Source organism: Curtobacterium sp. SP.BCp (genome assembly GCF_051903255.1).
GTDB lineage: Bacteria > Actinomycetota > Actinomycetes > Actinomycetales > Microbacteriaceae > Curtobacterium.
In genome coordinates, this window is record NZ_CP194338.1 from 2,326,367 (window position 1) to 2,346,165 (window position 19,799).

At 66.1% G+C, this 19,799-nt stretch carries 12 protein-coding genes and 3 rRNA genes; all 15 read right to left on the reverse strand.

Translation table 11 applies throughout. The features are described from left to right. Positions 1 to 5: 5 nt before the first annotated feature. The gene (gltX, locus tag ACRQ4C_RS11040) at positions 6 to 1,517 is read right to left on the reverse strand and encodes a glutamate--tRNA ligase (protein WP_439688678.1); all 1,512 of its coding nucleotides are present in this window, start codon (positions 1,515 to 1,517) and stop codon (positions 6 to 8) included. Between the two features lie 94 nt (positions 1,518 to 1,611). Further along, positions 1,612 to 1,728 (reverse strand): 5S ribosomal RNA (gene rrf, locus ACRQ4C_RS11045). 138 nt (positions 1,729 to 1,866) lie between these two features. After that, positions 1,867 to 4,993 (reverse strand): 23S ribosomal RNA (locus ACRQ4C_RS11050). A gap of 450 nt (positions 4,994 to 5,443) precedes the next feature. Further along, a 16S ribosomal RNA gene (locus ACRQ4C_RS11055) occupies positions 5,444 to 6,965 on the reverse strand. Together the 16S, 23S and 5S rRNA genes form the textbook arrangement of a ribosomal RNA operon. A gap of 520 nt (positions 6,966 to 7,485) precedes the next feature. Further along, the gene (locus ACRQ4C_RS11060) at positions 7,486 to 8,256 is read right to left on the reverse strand and encodes a fumarylacetoacetate hydrolase family protein (protein WP_439688679.1); all 771 of its coding nucleotides are present in this window, start codon (positions 8,254 to 8,256) and stop codon (positions 7,486 to 7,488) included. A 30-nt stretch (positions 8,257 to 8,286) separates the two neighbouring features. Beyond that, on the reverse strand, positions 8,287 to 9,396 hold the full coding sequence (locus tag ACRQ4C_RS11065; RefSeq protein WP_439688680.1) for a branched-chain amino acid aminotransferase: 1,110 nt from the start codon (positions 9,394 to 9,396) through the stop codon (positions 8,287 to 8,289). 13 nt (positions 9,397 to 9,409) lie between these two features. After that, positions 9,410 to 10,477 (reverse strand): 3-isopropylmalate dehydrogenase, encoded by a 1,068-nt coding sequence (locus tag ACRQ4C_RS11070; RefSeq protein WP_439688681.1) that lies wholly within the window; start codon positions 10,475 to 10,477, stop codon positions 9,410 to 9,412. Between the two features lie 13 nt (positions 10,478 to 10,490). Further along, positions 10,491 to 12,080 (reverse strand): phosphoglycerate dehydrogenase, encoded by a 1,590-nt coding sequence (gene serA / locus ACRQ4C_RS11075; RefSeq protein ID WP_290131402.1) that lies wholly within the window; start codon positions 12,078 to 12,080, stop codon positions 10,491 to 10,493. A 161-nt stretch (positions 12,081 to 12,241) separates the two neighbouring features. Next, complete coding sequence (locus tag ACRQ4C_RS11080) at positions 12,242 to 12,622, reverse strand: hypothetical protein (protein WP_290131401.1); 381 nt, start codon at positions 12,620 to 12,622, stop codon at positions 12,242 to 12,244. Further along, entirely contained in the window at positions 12,619 to 13,044 is a 426-nt protein-coding gene (locus ACRQ4C_RS11085) for a hypothetical protein (protein WP_439688682.1), read from the reverse strand. Before ACRQ4C_RS11085 ends, ACRQ4C_RS11080 begins: the two co-directional genes overlap by 4 nt. 81 nt (positions 13,045 to 13,125) lie before the next feature. Further along, positions 13,126 to 14,316, reverse strand: a complete 1,191-nt coding sequence (locus tag ACRQ4C_RS11090) for a mannitol-1-phosphate 5-dehydrogenase (protein ID WP_290131399.1) — start codon at positions 14,314 to 14,316, stop codon at positions 13,126 to 13,128. 231 nt (positions 14,317 to 14,547) lie between these two features. Then, positions 14,548 to 15,573 carry a ketol-acid reductoisomerase gene (gene ilvC, locus ACRQ4C_RS11095; protein ID WP_439688683.1) on the reverse strand — a complete coding sequence of 342 codons (1,026 nt, stop codon included), beginning with the start codon at positions 15,571 to 15,573 and terminating at the stop codon, positions 14,548 to 14,550. Between the two features lie 46 nt (positions 15,574 to 15,619). Next, on the reverse strand, positions 15,620 to 16,120 hold the full coding sequence (gene ilvN / locus ACRQ4C_RS11100) for an acetolactate synthase small subunit (protein ID WP_079236388.1): 501 nt from the start codon (positions 16,118 to 16,120) through the stop codon (positions 15,620 to 15,622). Then, a complete protein-coding gene (locus tag ACRQ4C_RS11105) occupies positions 16,117 to 17,940 on the reverse strand; it encodes an acetolactate synthase large subunit (RefSeq protein WP_290131397.1) in 1,824 nt (607 codons plus the stop codon). The genes ilvN and ACRQ4C_RS11105 overlap by 4 nt, the downstream gene beginning before the upstream one ends. Positions 17,941 to 17,986: 46 nt before the next feature. Next, a complete protein-coding gene (gene ilvD, locus ACRQ4C_RS11110) occupies positions 17,987 to 19,681 on the reverse strand; it encodes a dihydroxy-acid dehydratase (protein WP_058725538.1) in 1,695 nt (564 codons plus the stop codon). Positions 19,682 to 19,799: the final 118 nt, after the last annotated feature.

A 19,799-nucleotide genomic window follows, 5' to 3' on the forward strand; every position in this document is an offset into this window, starting at 1 on the left:
GATCGTCAGCGGGCTGCGAGCGCGCGGAGCCGGGTCAGCGTGGAGTCCTTGCCGAGGATCTCCATCGACTCGAACAGCGGCGGCGAGATCCGACGACCCGACACCGCGACCCGCAGGGGGCCGAACGCCAGCCGGGGCTTCAGCCCGAGCCCGTCGATGAGTGCCGCACGCAGCGCCGCCTCGATCGCGGTGGACTCCCACGACTCGAGCGACTCGAGCGCCTCGATGCTCGTCGTCAGCACCGTCCCGGCGTCGTCCTTCAGCGTCGCCGCGGCGTCGTCCTTCAGCGTCGCCGCGGCGTCGTCCTCGACCACGAGGTCCTCGTCGGCGGTGAACAGGAACCCCAGCATCGCCGGTGCTTCGCTCAGCACCTGCATGCGCTCCTGCACGAGCGGCGCCGCTGCGGTCAGCACCGCTGCCTGCTCGGCCGTGGGCGGCGACGCCACGAAGTCCGTCAGGTACGGCAGCAGGCGGTCCCGGAAGTCGTCCGGCGCGAGCAGGCGGATGTGGTCGCCGTTGATCGCCTCGGCCTTCTTCTGGTCGAAGCGGGCCGGGTTCGGGTTGACGTCGGCGACGTCGAACGTCGCGACCATCTCGTCGACCGAGAAGACGTCGCGGTCCGGACCGATCGACCACCCGAGCAGCGCGAGGTAGTTCACGAGGCCCTCGGGCACCATGCCGTTCGCACGGTGGTGGAACAGGTTCGACTCCGGGTCACGCTTCGAGAGCTTCTTGTTCCCCTCGCCCATCACGTACGGCAGGTGACCGAACACCGGGATGGACTCGGCCAGCCCGATCTCGTACAGCGCCTCGTACAGGGCGATCTGCCGCGGCGTCGACGACAGGAGGTCCTCACCGCGGAGCACGTGCGTGATCCCCATCAGGGCGTCGTCCACGGGGTTCGTGAAGGTGTAGAGCGGCTTGCCGTTCGGACGCACCACCACGAAGTCCGGGAACGTCCCCTGCTTGAACGTGATCTCCCCGCGCACGAGGTCGTCGAACGAAAGATCACGATCAGGCACCCGGAGACGGAGCGCCGGCTGCCGCCCCTCGTCCCGGAACGCCTGGCGCTGCTCGTCGGTGAGGCCACGCTCGTGGTTGTCGTAGCCCTGCTTCGGGTCACGACCGGCCGCCTTGTTCCGCGCTTCCATCTCTTCCGGCGTGACGAACGACTCGTAGATGTGCCCGGACGCCGTGAGCTTCGCGATGACGTCGTCGTAGACGTCCGAGCGCTGTGACTGCCGGTAGGGCCCGTGCGGACCGCCGACGTCGACGCCCTCGTCCCAGTCGAGCCGCAGCCAGCGCAGGGCCTCGAGGATCTGCTCGTAGGACTCCTCGCTGTCCCGCGCGGCGTCGGTGTCCTCGATGCGGAACACGAGCTTGCCGCCCGTGTGGCGTGCATACGCCCAGTTGAAGAGCGCCGTCCGGATCAGACCCACGTGGGGCGTCCCCGTCGGGCTGGGGCAGAAACGGACACGGACGTCGGAGCCGGTGGCTGTGGTGAACGGTGCAGTCATGACCACACCAGCCTACCGGCGGCGAAGGAGCCCGTGAACGCAGAAAACCCCTGACCACGTGGTGGTCAGGGGTTCCCTGGTGTTGCAACGTTGAGTCCGGCGGCGTCCTACTCTCCCACAAGGTCCCCCTTGCAGTACCATCGGCGCTGAGAGGCTTAGCTTCCGGGTTCGGAATGTGACCGGGCGTTTCCCTCTCGCTATGACCACCGGAACACTTTCGACCCAATCACTGGGAAATCTCGAAAGCTGTTCCGCGCATGCGCGGTGTTCAGTTTCGTGTTCCCGATCGTCTGTCGGGAACCACAAAGTGGACGCGAGCCCCACACCCGAAAGTGTGGGAAATAGTTGTGTTGTCAAGTCTTCGGCTTATTAGTACCGGTCAGCTCCACGGGTCGTTAGTCCCCGCTTCCACATCCGGCCTATCAACCCAGTAGTCTGCTGGGAGCCTCTCACACTCAAGGTGCATGGAAATCTCATCTCGAAGACGGCTTCCCGCTTAGATGCTTTCAGCGGTTATCCGGTCCGAACGTAGCTAATCAGCGGTGCCCTTGGCAGAACAACTGACACACCAGAGGTTCGTCCATCCCGGTCCTCTCGTACTAGGGATAGATCTTCTCAAATTTCCAACGCGCGCAGCGGATAGGGACCGAACTGTCTCACGACGTTCTAAACCCAGCTCGCGTACCGCTTTAATGGGCGAACAGCCCAACCCTTGGGACCTACTCCAGCCCCAGGATGCGACGAGCCGACATCGAGGTGCCAAACCATGCCGTCGATATGGACTCTTGGGCAAGATCAGCCTGTTATCCCCGAGGTACCTTTTATCCGTTGAGCGACAGCGCTTCCACAAGCCACTGCCGGATCACTAGTCCCGACTTTCGTCCCTGCTCGACCTGTCAGTCTCACAGTCAAGCTCCCTTGTGCACTTACACTCGCCACCTGATTGCCAACCAGGTTGAGGGAACCTTTGGGCGCCTCCGTTACTCTTTGGGAGGCAACCGCCCCAGTTAAACTACCCACCAGGCACTGTCCATGAACCCGATCAGGGTCCTACGTTAGACATCCAGAGTGACCAGAGTGGTATTTCAACAATGACTCCACGAACACTAGCGTGCCCGCTTCACAGTCTCCCACCTATCCTACACAAGCCACACCGAACACCAATACCAAGCTGTAGTAAAGGTCACGGGGTCTTTCCGTCCTGCTGCGCGTAACGAGCATCTTTACTCGTAGTGCAATTTCGCCGAGTTCGCGGTTGAGACAGCTGGGAAGTCGTTACGCCATTCGTGCAGGTCGGAACTTACCCGACAAGGAATTTCGCTACCTTAGGATGGTTATAGTTACCACCGCCGTTTACTGGGGCTTAAATTCAGAGCTTCGCCCAAAGGCTAACCCTTCCTCTTAACCTTCCAGCACCGGGCAGGCGTCAGTCCGTATACATCGTCTTGCGACTTCGCACGGACCTGTGTTTTTAGTAAACAGTCGCTTCCCACTGGTCTCTGCGGCCTTCACCGCTCACGGAGCAAGTCCGGTCACGGTTCCGGCCCCCCTTCTCCCGAAGTTACGGGGGCATTTTGCCGAGTTCCTTAACCACGATTCTCTCGATCTCCTTGGTATTCTCTACCTGACCACCTGAGTCGGTTTCGGGTACGGGCGGCTGCAACCTCGCGTCGATGCTTTTCTCGGCAGCATAGGATCACTGATTTCCCCGAACGGGTACGCGTCGGATCTCAGGCGTACAGACGACGGATTTGCCTATCGTCAGCCCTACATCCTTACACCAGGTTCACCTTACGGATACCATCGCCTGGCTCAGCTACCTTCCTGCGTCACACCTGTTCATACGCTAGCCGCACCAGCATGGGGTCGAGCGTTAGACCGGCCCGCATCACCCCGAAGGGATCCGCTGGTCCGGGTTAGGACTCTTAGCACCACTGGATTAGCTTGGGCGGTTGTTCGCCGGTACGGGAATATCAACCCGTTGTCCATCGACTACGCCTGTCGGCCTCGCCTTAGGTCCCGACTTACCCAGGGCGGATTAACCTGGCCCTGGAACCCTTGGTCTTTCGGAGGACGGGTTTCTCACCCGTCTTTCGCTACTCATGCCTGCATTCTCACTCGTGTAGCGTCCACGGCTGGATTACTCCGCCGCTTCACTCGCCACACGACGCTCTCCTACCACTCCGCACGACTGAACCACGAAGGCTTATCGAGTGTGCGAAATCTACAACTTCGGCGGTGTGCTTGAGCCCCGTTACATTGTCGGCGCGGAATCACTTGACCAGTGAGCTATTACGCACTCTTTCAAGGGTGGCTGCTTCTAAGCCAACCTCCTGGTTGTCTATGCAACTCCACATCCTTTCCCACTTAGCACACGCTTAGGGGCCTTAGTTGGTAGTCTGGGTTGTTTCCCTCTCGACGATGAAGCTTATCCCCCACCGTCTCACTGCTGCGCTCTCACTCACCGGCATTCGGAGTTTGGCTGACGTCAGTAACCTGTTGAGGCCCATCGGCCATCCAGTAGCTCTACCTCCGGCGAGAAACACGCAACGCTGCACCTAAATGCATTTCGGAGAGAACCAGCTATCACGAAGTTTGATTGGCCTTTCACCCCTATCCACAGCTCATCCCCTCCATTTTCAACTGAAGTGGGTTCGGTCCTCCACGACGTCTTACCGTCGCTTCAACCTGGCCATGGATAGATCACTTCGCTTCGGGTCTAGGACATGCGACTGAACCGCCCTATTCAGACTCGCTTTCGCTACGGCTACCCCACACGGGTTAACCTCGCCACATATCGCTAACTCGCAGGCTCATTCTTCAAAAGGCACGCCGTCACCCCTACAAGGAGGCTCCGACGGTTTGTAAGCAAACGGTTTCAGGTACTATTTCACTCCCCTCCCGGGGTACTTTTCACCTTTCCCTCACGGTACTTGTCCGCTATCGGTCATCTGGGAGTATTTAGGCTTATCAGGTGGTCCTGACAGATTCACACGGGATTTCTCGGGCCCCGTGCTACTTGGGATACACATCCGGCCATAACACCATTTCGTCTACGGGGCTGGCACCCACTACGGCCCGGCTTTCAAACCGGTTCGACTATGATGCGCTGTAACCGTCCCAGTCCGGCAGAACTGAGCGACGTGTCCCACAACCCCGACCATGCAACGCCCGCCGGCTATCACACATGATCGGTTTAGCCTCATCCGCTTTCGCTCGCCACTACTCACGGAATCACATGTTGTTTTCTCTTCCTGTGGGTACTGAGATGTTTCACTTCCCCACGTTCCCTCTACCCGCCCTATATATTCAGGCGGGAGTCACCAGGTCGACAAGTCGCCTGGCGGGGTTTCCCCATTCGGAAATCCTCGGCTCACAGCTCGATTATCAGCTCCCCGAGGCTTATCGCAGATTTCTACGTCCTTCTTCGGCTCCAGATGCCAAGGCATCCACCGTTTGCTCTTAGAAACTTGACCACAAAGATTAAAATTGCGATCGACTCGAACAACAACCAACACAAGCCGGTCATCGTCACGAGCGATCTAAGATGCTCGCGTCCACTGTGTAGTTCTCAACATACGATCGGCACCACACTCCCCCAACACTCTCGCGTCAGCTTCATGTGGCCCATCGAAGAACCAGCAACACCCACGACCCGAAGGCCCCGACTGTCACGGCTCAACCCCCGACCAAGCGGCCGGGAAGCCTGGTCCCTCAGGACCCAACAACGTGCACCAGCCACCCCGCCTGCCCACCAACCCGTTCCTGACCAGCCCCGAAGGACCAGCCGTACTGAGATCGGCAGACGCGCCGACGACTGCACTGTCAATGTTCCACCCATGAGCTACCGGCAACCACATTCGGGTTGCATCGGCGCCTGGATCCCTGCGAGCCACGAGGACTGCACGAGACCAGATGCTCCTTAGAAAGGAGGTGATCCAGCCGCACCTTCCGGTACGGCTACCTTGTTACGACTTAGTCCTAATCACCGATCCCACCTTCGACGGCTCCTTCCACAAGGGTTAGGCCACCGGCTTCGGGTGTTACCGACTTTCATGACTTGACGGGCGGTGTGTACAAGGCCCGGGAACGTATTCACCGCAGCGTTGCTGATCTGCGATTACTAGCGACTCCGACTTCATGAGGTCGAGTTGCAGACCTCAATCCGAACTGAGACCGGCTTTTTGGGATTCGCTCCACCTTACGGTATCGCAGCCCTTTGTACCGGCCATTGTAGCATGCGTGAAGCCCAAGACATAAGGGGCATGATGATTTGACGTCATCCCCACCTTCCTCCGAGTTGACCCCGGCAGTCTCCTATGAGTCCCCGCCATAACGCGCTGGCAACATAGAACGAGGGTTGCGCTCGTTGCGGGACTTAACCCAACATCTCACGACACGAGCTGACGACAACCATGCACCACCTGTACACCGACCACAAGGGGGCGACCATCTCTGGCCGTTTCCGGTGTATGTCAAGCCTTGGTAAGGTTCTTCGCGTTGCATCGAATTAATCCGCATGCTCCGCCGCTTGTGCGGGCCCCCGTCAATTCCTTTGAGTTTTAGCCTTGCGGCCGTACTCCCCAGGCGGGGCGCTTAATGCGTTAGCTACGACACAGAAACCGTGGAAAGGTCCCTACATCTAGCGCCCAACGTTTACGGCGTGGACTACCAGGGTATCTAATCCTGTTCGCTCCCCACGCTTTCGCTCCTCAGCGTCAGTTACGGCCCAGAGATCTGCCTTCGCCATCGGTGTTCCTCCTGATATCTGCGCATTCCACCGCTACACCAGGAATTCCAATCTCCCCTACCGCACTCTAGTCTGCCCGTACCCACTGCAAGCCCGAGGTTGAGCCTCGGGATTTCACAGCAGACGCGACAAACCGCCTACGAGCTCTTTACGCCCAATAATTCCGGACAACGCTTGCACCCTACGTATTACCGCGGCTGCTGGCACGTAGTTAGCCGGTGCTTTTTCTGCAGGTACCGTCACTTTCGCTTCTTCCCTACTAAAAGAGGTTTACAACCCGAAGGCCGTCATCCCTCACGCGGCGTTGCTGCATCAGGCTTTCGCCCATTGTGCAATATTCCCCACTGCTGCCTCCCGTAGGAGTCTGGGCCGTGTCTCAGTCCCAGTGTGGCCGGTCACCCTCTCAGGCCGGCTACCCGTCGTCGCCTTGGTGAGCCATTACCTCACCAACAAGCTGATAGGCCGCGAGTCCATCCCCAACCAAAAAATCTTTCCACCACCAGGCCATGCGACCAGTAGTCATATCCAGTATTAGACGTCGTTTCCAACGCTTATCCCAGAGTCAGGGGCAGGTTACTCACGTGTTACTCACCCGTTCGCCACTAATCCACCCAGCAAGCTGGGCTTCATCGTTCGACTTGCATGTGTTAAGCACGCCGCCAGCGTTCGTCCTGAGCCAGGATCAAACTCTCCGTAAAAAAATTACCAACCACACCCGAAAGCATGGCCGAGTTGATACTGACAAAAAGAACTGTCAACTGACAATTCTGTCTATCCAAAAGGAATTGTCTCCGAACCGAGCAAGCTCGGCCACGGGGTCAATAAATTGGCATTGACAATGTGCACGCTGTTGAGTTCTCAAGGACCAGACGCACTCCCCACTCCACCCCGAACACGAGGATTCGCCAGAGAGGCAGTTCCTTCCACACCGACGAGCTCACCTTGCGGTGTGGCTTCATCGGGATGGTGTTGCTGCGAGCGGGACCCCGTCCGGACTGCATCTCCAGGTCTTCGACCCGGTGACCGTCTCGGCCGTTCCGTTCTCCGCCTCAGCGGCAACGAGTGATTACTCTACACACGCCCCGGGAGCCCCGCCAACCGCGGCCCATCCCGGGCGTGTCGCACTGCCGTCCGCTCGGACCTGCTGCGGCCACATCGGCGCAGAGACGGCGAACGGCCCGCTCCCTGTGCAGGGAACGGGCCGTCGGGTGGAGCTGGTCAGTGCTTCGCGATGACCGGGTTCGTGAGGGAACCCAGACCGGAGATCGTCACCTCGACGACCTCGCCGTCGCGGATCTCCCCGACGCCGGCGGGCGTGCCGGTGAGGATGACGTCACCAGGGAGGAGCGTCCAGATCGACGAGACGAACTCGATGAGCGTCGGGATGTCGTGGATCATCTCGCTCGTCGAGGCCGCCTGGCGCAGCTCGCCGTCCACACGGGTCTCGAGGCGGATGTCCGACGGGTCGATCTCCGTCTCGATCGCGGGCCCGAGCGGGCAGAACGTGTCGAAGCCCTTCGCCCGGGTCCACTGCCCGTCCCGGGCCTGGAGGTCTCGGGCGGTCACGTCGTTCGCGATCGTGTAGCCGAGGATGACGCTGGCGAAGTCCTCACGACGGACGTTCTTCGCGAGCGAACCGATCACGATCGCGAGCTCGCCCTCGTGGTCGACGCGGCCGACACCGGCGGGCAGGCGGATCGGGTCGTCGGGGCCGATCACGGTCGTGTTCGGCTTGAGGAACACCACGGGGTCGTCCCCCGAGCGCTCGTCCATCTCCGACGCGTGCTCGGCGTAGTTGAGCCCGACGCCGATCACCTTCGACCGAGGGATCACCGGGGCGAGCAGCTTCGCCTCCTTCAGGGGCACCCGCTCCCCCGTGGTCTCGAACCCCTGGTACATCGGGTCCCCCGCGAGCACGACGAGGTCGCGCTCGTCGAGGATGCCGTAGCGGGGGTCCTCACCCTTGCTGCTGAACCGTGCGATCTTCACCGTTCGACCCTACCGACGCCCGCGCCGCGATCAGGACGCGTCGGTCAGCTTGGTCATCCACCCGTGGGGGTCGGGACGACGGCCGTACTGGATGTCGGTGAGTTCCTGGCGGAGCGACATCGTCAGTTCGCCGGCGCCCTCGGTCGGCGAACCGATCGTGAAGCCGTCGCCGCGGAGTTCGGCGATCGGGGTCACCACGGCGGCGGTCCCGCACGCGAAGGCCTCGGTGATCGAGCCGTCGGCCACCCCGTCGCGCCACTCGTCGAGGGTCACGCGGCGACGCTCGACGCGGAGCCCGCGGTCCTCGGCGAGCTGCAGGATCGAGTCTCGCGTGATGCCCTCGAGGATCGAGTCGGAGTCCGGCGTCACGAGGGTGCCGTCCGACCGCACGAGGACGACGTTCATGCCGCCGAGTTCCTCGAGGTACTTGCCCTCCTGCGAGTCGAGGAACATGACCTGCTGGCAGCCGTGCTCGTAGGCCTCCTGCTGGGGCAGCAGTGACGATGCGTAGTTGCCGCCGGTCTTCGCGGCGCCGGTCCCGCCCTTGCCTGCACGGGCGTAGGTGGTCGACAGCCAGATCGACACGGGCTTCGGCCCCGAGGTGAAGTAGGCGCCGGCCGGGCTCGCGATGCAGTGGTAGTCCACCGCTTGCGCGGCCCGCACGCCGAGGAACGACTCGGTCGCGATCATGAACGGCCGCAGGTACAGGCTCGTCTCCGGTGCTGACGGCACCCAGTCGACGTCGGTCTGCACGAGCTGCCGGATCGACTCGACGAACACGTCGACCGGGAGCTCCGGCAGCGCCAGACGCACGGCCGAGCTCTGGAACCGACGGGCGTTCGCGTCCGGCCGGAAGCTCCACACCGACCCGTCCGCGTGCCGGTAGGCCTTGAGCCCCTCGAAGATCTCCTGCGCGTAGTGCAGGACGCTCGCGCTCGGGTCGAGGGTGAGCGGACCGTACGGGTGGATCGACGCGTCGTGCCAGCCGTCCTCGAGCGTCCAGCTGACGGTGGCCATGTGGTCGGTGAAGTGCTTGCCGAAGCCCGGGTCCGCGAGGATCGCCTCACGCTCGGCGGCGGCGCGTCGCTCGGGCGACGGGGTGGTGGAGAACTCGAGCCCGAAGGCGGTGTCGGTCGACATGGGGTGACTCCTGTCAGGCGGTGGTGGTGCGTGCCGTGACCGCGGCGGCGACGGCGTCGCCGACCTCGGCGGTGCGACGCTGCGTGGTGCCCCGGTCCGCGAGGTCCGCCTCGACCGCCCGGGTGACCGCCGACGCGAGGTCGCTGCGACCGAGGTGGTCGAGCAGCAGGGCGACGGAGAGGATGGCGGCCGTGGGATCGGCCTTCTGCTGACCCGCGATGTCCGGCGCGGAACCGTGGACCGGCTCGAACATGCTGGGGAAGGTGCCGTCCGGGTTGATGTTGCCCGAGGCCGCCAGACCGATGCCGCCGCTGATCGCGCCGGCCAGGTCGGTGATGATGTCGCCGAAGAGGTTGTCGGTGACGATGACGTCGAACCTAGCAGGGTCCTGCACCATGTGGATGGTGACGGCGTCGACGTGCTGGTAGTCGACCGCGACGTCCGGGTACTCCGCGCCGACCGCCGCGACGGTGCGCTGCCAGAGCGCACCCGCGTTGACGAGCACGTTGCTCTTGTGCACGAGCGTGAGGTGCTTCCGCGGCCGCCGGTCGGCGAGGTCGAACGCGTACCGGACGACCCGCTCGACGCCGTGCGCGGTGTTCAGCGACACCTCGGTGGCGATCTCGTGGGGCGTCCCGACGCGGATCGCACCGCCGTTGCCCACGTACGGCCCCTCGGTCCCCTCGCGCACCACCACGAAGTCGACGTCCCCGGGCGACGACAACGGGGTCGCCACGGTCGGGTACACGACGGTGGGCCGGAGGTTCACGTAGTGGTCGAACGCGAAGCGGAGCTTCAGCAGCAGACCGCGCTCGATGATGCCGCCGGCGAGCCGCGGGTCGCGCGGGTCGCCGCCGACCGCACCGAGCAGGATCGCGTCGTGCGTCGCGATCGCCGCGAGGTCGTCGTCGGTGAGGATGTCGCCGGTCGCGAGGAACCGGTCGGCGCCGAGCGAGAACGCGGTCTCCTCGACCACGAGGTCGTCCGGCAGGACGGCGTGCAGGACCTTCAACGCCTCGTCGACGACCTCGGGTCCGATGCCGTCCCCGCGGACGACGGCGAGCTTCACGGTCTGCGTCATCTGCCGGACTCCCCTACAGCGTGATGTCGATCTCGCGGAGCGAGGTCGCGTCGATGGTGGAGCGGACGTGCTCGAGGATCTCGGCGGGGACCGGCGAGTCGACCGTCAGCACGCTGAGTGCCTGGCCGCCGGCTGCCTCGCGCGAGATCTGCATCGCGGCGATGTTGATGCCGGCTTCGCCGAACTCCTTGCCGTACACCGCGACGATGCCGGGACGGTCGACGTACTCCATGACGACGTGGTGCCGGTCGAGCGGCACCTCGACGTCGTGCCCGTTGATCTCGACGAGCTTCTCGACCTGCTTCGGGCCGGTGAGCGTGCCCGAGACGCTGATCGCCGGCCCGTCGGACTGGGCACCGCGGATCGTGAGCACGTTGCGGTACTCGGGGCTGTCGGCGTCGGTGATGAGCCGGACCGAGACGCCGCGCTGCTCCGCGATGAGCGGGGCGTTGACGTACGACACCTGGTCGCTGACCACGTCGGTGAACACGCCCTTGAGCGCCGCGAGCTTGAGCACGCTGACGTCGTACCCGGCGAGCTCGCCGTGGACCTCGACGTCGATGCTCGTCACCGGGGAGGTCGCGAGCGCGGTGAAGACCTGGCCGAGCTTCTCGACGAGCGGGATGCCCGGGCGGACGTACGGGTCGATGACGCCTCCGGCGACGTTGACCGCGTCCGGCACGAGCTCCCCGCCGAGCGCGAGACGGACCGACTTCGCGACCGAGACGCCCGCCTTCTCCTGGGCCTCGTCGGTCGAGGCGCCGAGGTGCGGCGTCACGACCACGTTCGGGAGCGACGTCAGTGCGTCGTCCTGCGGCGGCTCGGACACGAAGACGTCGAGACCGGCGCCCGCGATCGTGCCGGCGGTGAGGGCACGTCGCAGCGCGTCCTCGTCGATGAGCCCGCCGCGGGCGACGTTCACGACGAAGGCGGTCGGCTTCATGAGCGCGAACTGCTCGTCGGAGATCATGCCGAGGGTCTCGGGGGTCTTCGGCATGTGGATCGTGGTGAAGTCCGCGCGACGGAGCAGGTCCTCGAGGGAGACGAGCTCGACCCCGAGCTGCTGCGCGCGGGCGGTGGTCACGTACGGGTCGTACGCGATCACCGAGACGCCGAACGCCTGCAGGCGCTGCGTGATGAGCGCACCGATGCGGCCGAGGCCGATGATGCCCACCGTCTTCTCGTACAGCTCGACGCCCGTGTAGGCCGAGCGCTTCCAGGCGCCGCCCGCGAGTGACGCGTGCGCGGCCGGGATGTGCCGAGCGAGCGACAGGATGTGCCCGACGGTGAGCTCCGCGGCGGAGATGATGTTCGACGTCGGCGCGTTGACGACCATCACGCCGGCGGTCGTCGCCGCCTTGATGTCGACGTTGTCGAGACCGACACCCGCGCGGGCGACGACCTGCAGGTTCGGGGCCGCGGCGATCGCCTCGGCGTCGACCTTGGTGGCGGACCGCACCAGGATCGCGTTCGCGTCGGCGAGGGCGGACAGGAGCGCTGGGCGGTCGGTGCCGTCCACGTTCCGGACGTCGAAGTCGGGCCCGAGGGCGTCGACGGTGGCGGGCGAGAGTTCTTCGGCGATCAGGACGACCGGCTTCGGCACGACTGCTGTTTCCTCACACGAGACGGGCGGTATCCCACCATGCTATCGACGCGAGCGGATGGTTACGACCGCGGGTCCGCCCTGGTGGCGACCGGACGACGGACGGGAGGCACGGCGCGCGTCGCGAGCCGTGCCTCCCGTCCGGTGGTGGGCGGGGTCCGTCAGGACCCGATGACCGTCGTCGACGTGACGTACTGCAGGAGGGTGAACCAGAGCGCGCTCACCGCGCAGAGCGCGGTCAGGAACACGACCACCGTGCGGAGCGGCTGCATGCGACGGGACACGACGAGCGCGACGACGAAGCCGACCGGGGCGATCGCGACGTCGAGCACGAGCGCCGCCCACGGCACCGAGCTCTGGAGCGCGGTCGCACCGTTCTTCGCGAGGAACTCGTTGTTCTGCAGGATCGGCGTCGAGACTCCGACGAAGTTGCCCACCGCCTGCCACGTCACGTACGCGAGCAGGAGCGCGGCGACGACCCAGATCGCGATGCGCCAGGGCGCCAGCACGGGTGTGGGAGCGGGCGCGGTGTCGGCGGTCACCCGAAGCTCCTCGTGAGGATGAACGGCCACGGGATGAGGACGACCGCCCCGATCAGGAGCCACACGAACTTCGTGCGGTTCCTGGCGGACTGGCCGAGCCACAGCGTCGCGACGAACCAGAGGGCCGGGGCGACGATCGCGAGGGCACGCATGACCTCGGACGCCGGGTCGGCGACCGCGAGCACGCTGGCGCTGATCAGCCACGCGACCGTGTAGAGCAGGTAGAGGCCGCCCAGGACGCCGAAGCCGATGAGGGGGCCGGAGCCCATCGGGCCCTCGTCGTCGCGGGAGCGGCGCTCCTTGACGGCCACCGGGTTGCGGGCGGCGTCGACGTGCGTCGCGTCGTCCGCGTCGCCCCAGCGCAGCGCGTCGTCGTCCTCGTGGTCGACGGAGCCGTCCGGAGGTGATGCTGCCGTGGTCATGCCACCGATTCTACGAGGGGTCGAGGGCCGAGCTCGCCCACGCCCGGTCGTCCGGCACCGGCACGGGCAGGGCGCCCGGCGTCAGACGTCGGCCGACTCGGTCTCGAGCACGGCCGCGACGACGTCGCGCACCGCGGGGAAGAGCGGGTGGCTCTCCATCAGACCGGTGAGGATCTCCGTCAGCGCGTGCGCGGTCGCGCCCGAGCGCAGCAGCGCGTGGAGCTCGATCGACTCCGGGTCGTCCTGGTCGTCGAACGCCAGCGCCGCGCGGATCGCTCCGAGCAGGTGGTCGACGGGGAGGCCGCGCTCGGCGAGCTGGGCCGCGGGACCGACGAAGCGTTCCCGCCGCCCGAGCTTGCGGAGCGGGTTCCGTCCGACGCGGACCGTGGTGTCGGGGAGGTGCGGGTTCGCGATGCGCGACAGGTTCGCGGCGACGTAGCGGGCGTGCTCCGCGGGGTCGAACCCGTGCTTCGCGATGAGCAGTGCGGTGGTCTCGGCGAGCACGCCGTCGACCTCGGCGCGGACCTCACGGTCCTCGAGGGCTTCGCGGATGAGGCGGATGCCGCGGGTGTAGCCGTGGTAGGCGGCCGTCGCGTGCGCGGTGTTCACCGTGTAGAGCTTGCGCTCGACGAACGGCTGGAGGTCCTCGACCCAGGTCACGCCGTCGATCACCGGCGGTTCGGTGTCCGAGGCGTCGAACGGGGTCCGCTCGATGACCCACTCGTAGAAGGGCTCGAGCACGACGTCGAGACCGCCGGACTGGCCGAGGACGCCGGACTGGTCGGGGACGATGCGGTCGATCGCGCAGTTCGCGAACACGGCTGCGACGTCGCGGTCCTCGAGCACGGGGGCCCGTCGGATGCTGGCGTGCAGGGAGTCCGTCGCGTTGAAGGCGTTCTCACACGCGACGATCGTGACGTCGCCGCGGTCGGTGCCGCGGGCGGCGAGGCCCTCGGCGATGACGGGGGCGACGAGCGGCAGGGTGCGGGCGCCGACCGCGGTGGTGACGACGTCGGCCTCGGCGATCGCCTGCACGACGCGTTCGCGGTCGGACTTGCTGTTGAGAGCGCGGAACCCGTAGACGAGGTGCTCGACCGGCATCTCGCCGACCTCGTGCACCACGAAGCGGCCGGCTTCGTTGAGGGCGGACACGACGCGCTCGTCGACGTCGACGAAGGTGAGCTCGTAGCCGCTCGCCACGAGGAACTGGCCCACGAAGCCGCGCCCGATCTTGCCGGCGCCGATGTGGACCGCTCGTCTCGTCACCGCCATCGGACGATCATCCCATGCCGATCGGTACGGTCCTGACCAGCGTCGGTCGCGGTCGACGACGACCGTCGGCGAACGACCGACGGCCGGGCCGTGTCGAGCACGGCGGCCCCGCGGACGCGCCGATCTCCGGCGCCGGGGGTGGTGAAGAGCTGCTGCATAACGTTCGGGTCACATCGAGAGGCGGCGGTGCACGGTGCACCGCCGCCTCGTCGTCGAGTGGTGTTGCGAAGACTACCGCGCGGCCGAGCCGTCCACGTAGTCGGCGTCGTTCGACTTCCACGCGAAGAGCGCACGGAGCTCACGACCCGTGGCCTCGATCGGGTGGCCCTCACCCTTGGCGCGCAGGGCCTTGAACTCGGGTGCGCCGGCGTCCTGGTCCTCGATGAAGCGCTTGGCGAAGGTGCCGTCCTGGATGTCCTTGAGGACGGCCTTCATGTTCTCCTTGACCTCGGGCGAGATCACGCGCGGGCCGGAGACGTAGTCGCCGAACTCGGCGGTGTCCGAGATGGACCAGCGCTGCTTCGTGAGGCCGCCCTCCCAGATGAGGTCGACGATGAGCTTCAGCTCGTGCAGGACCTCGAAGTAGGCGATCTGCGGCTGGTAGCCCGCCTCGGTCAGGGTCTCGAAGCCGTACTGGATGAGCTGCGAGGTGCCACCGCAGAGGACCGCCTGCTCGCCGAAGAGGTCGGTCTCGGTCTCCTCGGTGAAGGTCGTCTTGATGCCGCCGGAGCGCAAGCCACCGATTGCCTTCGAGTAGCTCCACGCGAGGTCCCAGGCGGAACCGGACGCGTCGACCTCGACGGCGACGATCACCGGCACGCCACGGCCGGCCTCGTACTCGCGGCGGACCGTGTGCCCGGGGCCCTTCGGCGCGACGAGTGACACGTCGACGCCCTCCGGCGCCTCGATGTAGCCGTAGCGGATGTTGAAGCCGTGGCCGAAGACGAGCGTGGCGCCGTCCTTGAGGTTGGGCTTGATGTCCTCGGCGTAGACGATGCGCTGCACCTGGTCGGGCGCGAGGATGACGACGACGTCGGCCCAGGCGGTCGCGTCGGCCGGGGTGAGGACCTCGAAGCCGGCCTCTTCGGCCTTCTGGCGGCTCCTCGAGCCCTCCTTGAGGCCGATCTTCACCTCGACGCCGCTGTCGCGGAGGTTGAGGGCGTGGGCGTGGCCCTGCGAGCCGTAGCCGATGACGGCGACCTTCTTGCCCTGGATGAGCGTCAGGTCGGCGTCGGCGTCGTACACGATGTCAGTCACGAGGGTGTGTCTCCTTGGTTCTGGTGGTCTGTGGGGGCCGACGGGGTCAGCGCACCCGGTCGGTGATGCTCTTCGGTCCGCGGCCCATGCCGAGCAGGCCGGCGCGGGCGAGCTCCTTGATGCCGTACGGCTCGAGCACGCGGAGGATGGCCTGGATCTTGCCGGGGTCGCCCGTGACCTCGACGACGAGCGAGTCGGTCGCCACGTCGACGACCTGCGCACGGAAGAGGTTCACGGCCTCGAGCACGGCCGACCGGGTCTGGTTGTCGACACGGACCTTCACGAGCATGTGCTCGCGCTGGACCGACTGCGAGAAGTCGAGCTCGACGATCTTGATGACGTTGACGAGCTTGTTCAGCTGCTTCGTCACCTGCTCGAGCGGCAGGTCCTCGACGTCCACGACGACGGTGATGCGGGACAGCCCCTCGACCTCGGTGTTCCCCACCGCGAGCGACTCGATGTTGAAGCCGCGGCGGGCGAACAGGCCGGCGACGCGCGTCAGCAGACCCGGCTTGTCCTCGACGAGCAGGGAGAGGACGTGGCTCATGCGGGGTCTCCGGTCATGTCGGCGTCCTCGACGTCCCAGCTGGGCGCGTGGTCGCGGGCGTACTCGATCGAGGAGTTGCCGACGCCCTGCGGGACCATCGGCCAGACCATCGAGTCGCGGCTCACGACGAAGTCGATCACCACGGGGCGGTCGTTCGTCTCCAGCGCGAGCTTGATGGCGTCGTCGACCTGGTCGGCGCGCTCGACACGGATGCCGAGGGCACCGTAGGCGTCGGCGAGCTTCACGAAGTCAGGGACCCGTCGGCTCTGGTGCCCGGTCTCGAGGTCGGTGAAGGAGTGTCGGCCGTCGTAGAACAGCGTCTGCCACTGCCGCACCATGCCGAGGGACGAGTTGTTGATCACCGCGACCTTGATCGGGATGTCGTTGATGACACAGGTGGCGAGCTCCTGGTTCGTCATCTGGAAGCACCCGTCGCCGTCGATCGCCCAGACCACACGGTCCGGCTCGGCGACCTTCGCGCCCATGGCCGCGGGGACGGAGTAGCCCATCGTGCCGGCGCCGCCCGAGTTCAGCCACGCGTGCGGACGCTCGTACTGGATGAACTGTGCGGACCACATCTGGTGCTGGCCGACGCCCGAGGCGTAGATCGCCTCGGGACCGGTCAGTTCGCCGATGCGACGGATGATCGCCTGCGGTGCCAGGAGGCCGTCGGTCGGCTCCGCGTACCCGAGCGGGAAGTCCTTCCGGAGCTGCTCGAGCTTCGTCCACCAGGCGGACGTGTCCGCACGGTCGGCGACGGGGATGCCGCCCCACGCGTCGAGGAGGTCGGCCAGCACCTCCTTCGCGTCACCGACGATCGGGACGTCGGCGAAGCGGATCTTCGAGATCTCGGCGGGGTCGATGTCGACGTGCACGACCTTGGCGTGCGGCGCGAACTCGTCGGCCTTGCCCGTCACGCGGTCGTCGAACCGGGCGCCGAGGGCGATGATGAGGTCGCTGTCCTGCAGGCCGAGCACCGCCGGGACGGTGCCGTGCATGCCGGGCATGCCGAGGTGCTGCGGGTGCGAGTCCGGGAACGCGCCGCGGGCCATGAGCGTCGTGACGACCGGCGCACCGGTGGCCTCGGCGAACGCCTTGAGCTCGGCGGTGGCGCCGGAGCGGACGACCCCGCCACCGACGTACAGCACCGGACGCTCGGACTCGGCGAGCAGCTGCGCGGCGGCCGCGATCTGCTTGCCGTGCGCCTTCGTCACGGGGCGGTAGCCGGGCAGGTCGATCCTCGGCGGCCACACGTAGGGCGCCGACTTCTGCTGGGCGTCCTTCGTGATGTCGACGAGCACCGGGCCCGGGCGACCGGTCGTGGCGATCTGGTACGCCGCCGCGAGGGTCGCCGGGATGTCGGCGGGGTCGGTGACGAGGAACGAGTGCTTCGTGATCGGCATCGTGATGCCGACGATGTCGGCTTCCTGGAAGGCGTCGGTGCCCATCAGGGTCGAGAACACCTGCCCGGTGATCGCGATGAAGGGCACCGAGTCCATGTAGGCGTCGGCGATGGCGGTGACGAGGTTCGTCGCGCCGGGGCCGGACGTCGCGATGGCGACGCCGACCCTGCCCGACGCCGAGGCGTAGCCCTCGGCGGCGTGGCCGGCGCCCTGCTCGTGCCGGACGAGGACGTGGCGGATCGTCGTGGACGCCATGAGCTCGTCGTAGAAGGGGATGATGGCGCCACCGGGCAGGCCGAAGACGTCGGTGATCCCGAGGTGCTCGAGCGTCCGGAGGACGGCTCCCGAGCCGGTCAGGACCTCCGGCGTCCGGCGTGCACCGGCGGCCGCGGACAGCGGAGTGGCTTCCGTGGGCATGAGGTGTTCCTTGCCTGGAGGGATGGCGGTGGTGCGGGTGTCGACGCTAGCCCGTGACCGCGCCCTTGGCGGCGGACTGGACGAGCTTCGCGAACTTCGCGAGGACTCCGCGGGTGTAACGCGGGGGCAGCGGGGCCCAGCCTTCTCGGCGGGCCTCCAGCTCGGCGTCGTCGACCAGTAGGTCGAGCGAGCGAGCCGCGATGTCGACACGGATGCGGTCGCCATCGCGCACGAATGCGACTGGACCTGCGTCCACCGCTTCCGGTGCGATGTGGCCGATGCACAGGCCGGTTGTGCCGCCTGAGAATCGTCCGTCCGTCAACAGTAGTACATCCTTGCCGAGGCCAGCGCCCTTGATGGCGGCGGTGATCGCCAGCATCTCGCGCATGCCCGGGCCGCCCTTGGGTCCCTCGTAGCGGATGACGACGACGTCGCCCTTCTGGATGCGCCCCTCGGTCAGGGCGTCCATCGCGGCACGCTCGCGGTCGAACACGCGGGCAGGACCCTCGAACACGGCGGCGTCGAACCCGGCGGTCTTCACGACGGCACCCTCGGGGGCGAACGAGCCCTGGAGGATCGTCAAGCCGCCGGTGGCGTGGATCGGCTGGTCGAGCGGGCGGAAGACCTTGCCGTCGACCGCCGGCGGGTCGATCTCGGCGAGGTTCTCGGCCATGGTCTTGCCCGTGACGGTCATGACGTCACCGTGCAGCAGCCCGGCATCGAGGAGCGCCTTCATGACGACGGGGATGCCGCCGTTCTTGTCGACGTCGTTCATGACGTACTGGCCGAACGGCTTCATGTCCGCGATGTGCGGGACCTTCGAACCGATGCGGTTGAAGTCGTCGAGGGTCAGCTCGACCTCGGCCTCGTGCGCGATGGCGAGGAGGTGCAGCACGACGTTGGTCGAGCCCCCGAGTGCCATCGCGACGGCGATCGCGTTCTCGAACGCTTCCTTCGTGAGGATCTGGCGCGCCGTGATGCCCTTGCGGAGCATGTTCACGACGGCCTCACCCGAGCGGTGCGCGTAGTAGTCGCGGCGACGGTCGGCCGACGGCGGGGCGGCGGACCCCGGGAGCGACATGCCGAGGGCCTCGGCCACCGATGCCATCGTGTTGGCGGTGTACATGCCGCCGCAGGCGCCCTCGCCCGGGACGATCGCGCACTCGATCTCCTTGAGCTCAGCCTCGGTGATCTTGCCGGCCTTGCACGCACCGACGCCCTCGAAGGAGTCGATGATCGTGACCTCCTTGAAGGAGCCGTCGGCCTGCTTCACGTAGCCCGGCATGACCGAGCCCGCGTAGAGGAAGACGCTCGCGAGGTCGAGGCGCGCGGCGGCCATGAGCATGCCGGGGAGCGACTTGTCGCAGCCGGCGAGCAGCACGGTGCCGTCGAGGCGCTCCGCCATCACGACGGTCTCGACGCTGTCCGCGATGACCTCGCGCGAGACGAGGGAGAAGTGCATGCCCTCGTGGCCCATCGAGATGCCGTCGGAGACGGAGACGGTGCCGAACTGCAGCGGGTACCCGCCCCCGGAGTGGACGCCTTCCTTGGCGCCCTGGGCGAGGCGGTCGAGGGACAGGTTGCAGGGGGTGATCTCGTTCCAGGAGGACGCGATCCCGATCTGCGGCTTCTCCCAGTCCTCGTCGCCCATGCCGACGGCCCGGAGCATCCCACGCGAGGTGGTGGCTTCGATCCCGTCGGTGACGACCCGGCTGCGCGGCTTCACGTCGATGTCAGGCATGGGGTGAGTCTAGGCGCAGTTGGGATACCAACCGAGCAACAACATGCGTCCGCATCGTGTCCGCTGCGCCGGCCGGGAGGCACGGTGCGGGTCCGTCGTGCCGGTCGCGTCGGCCACG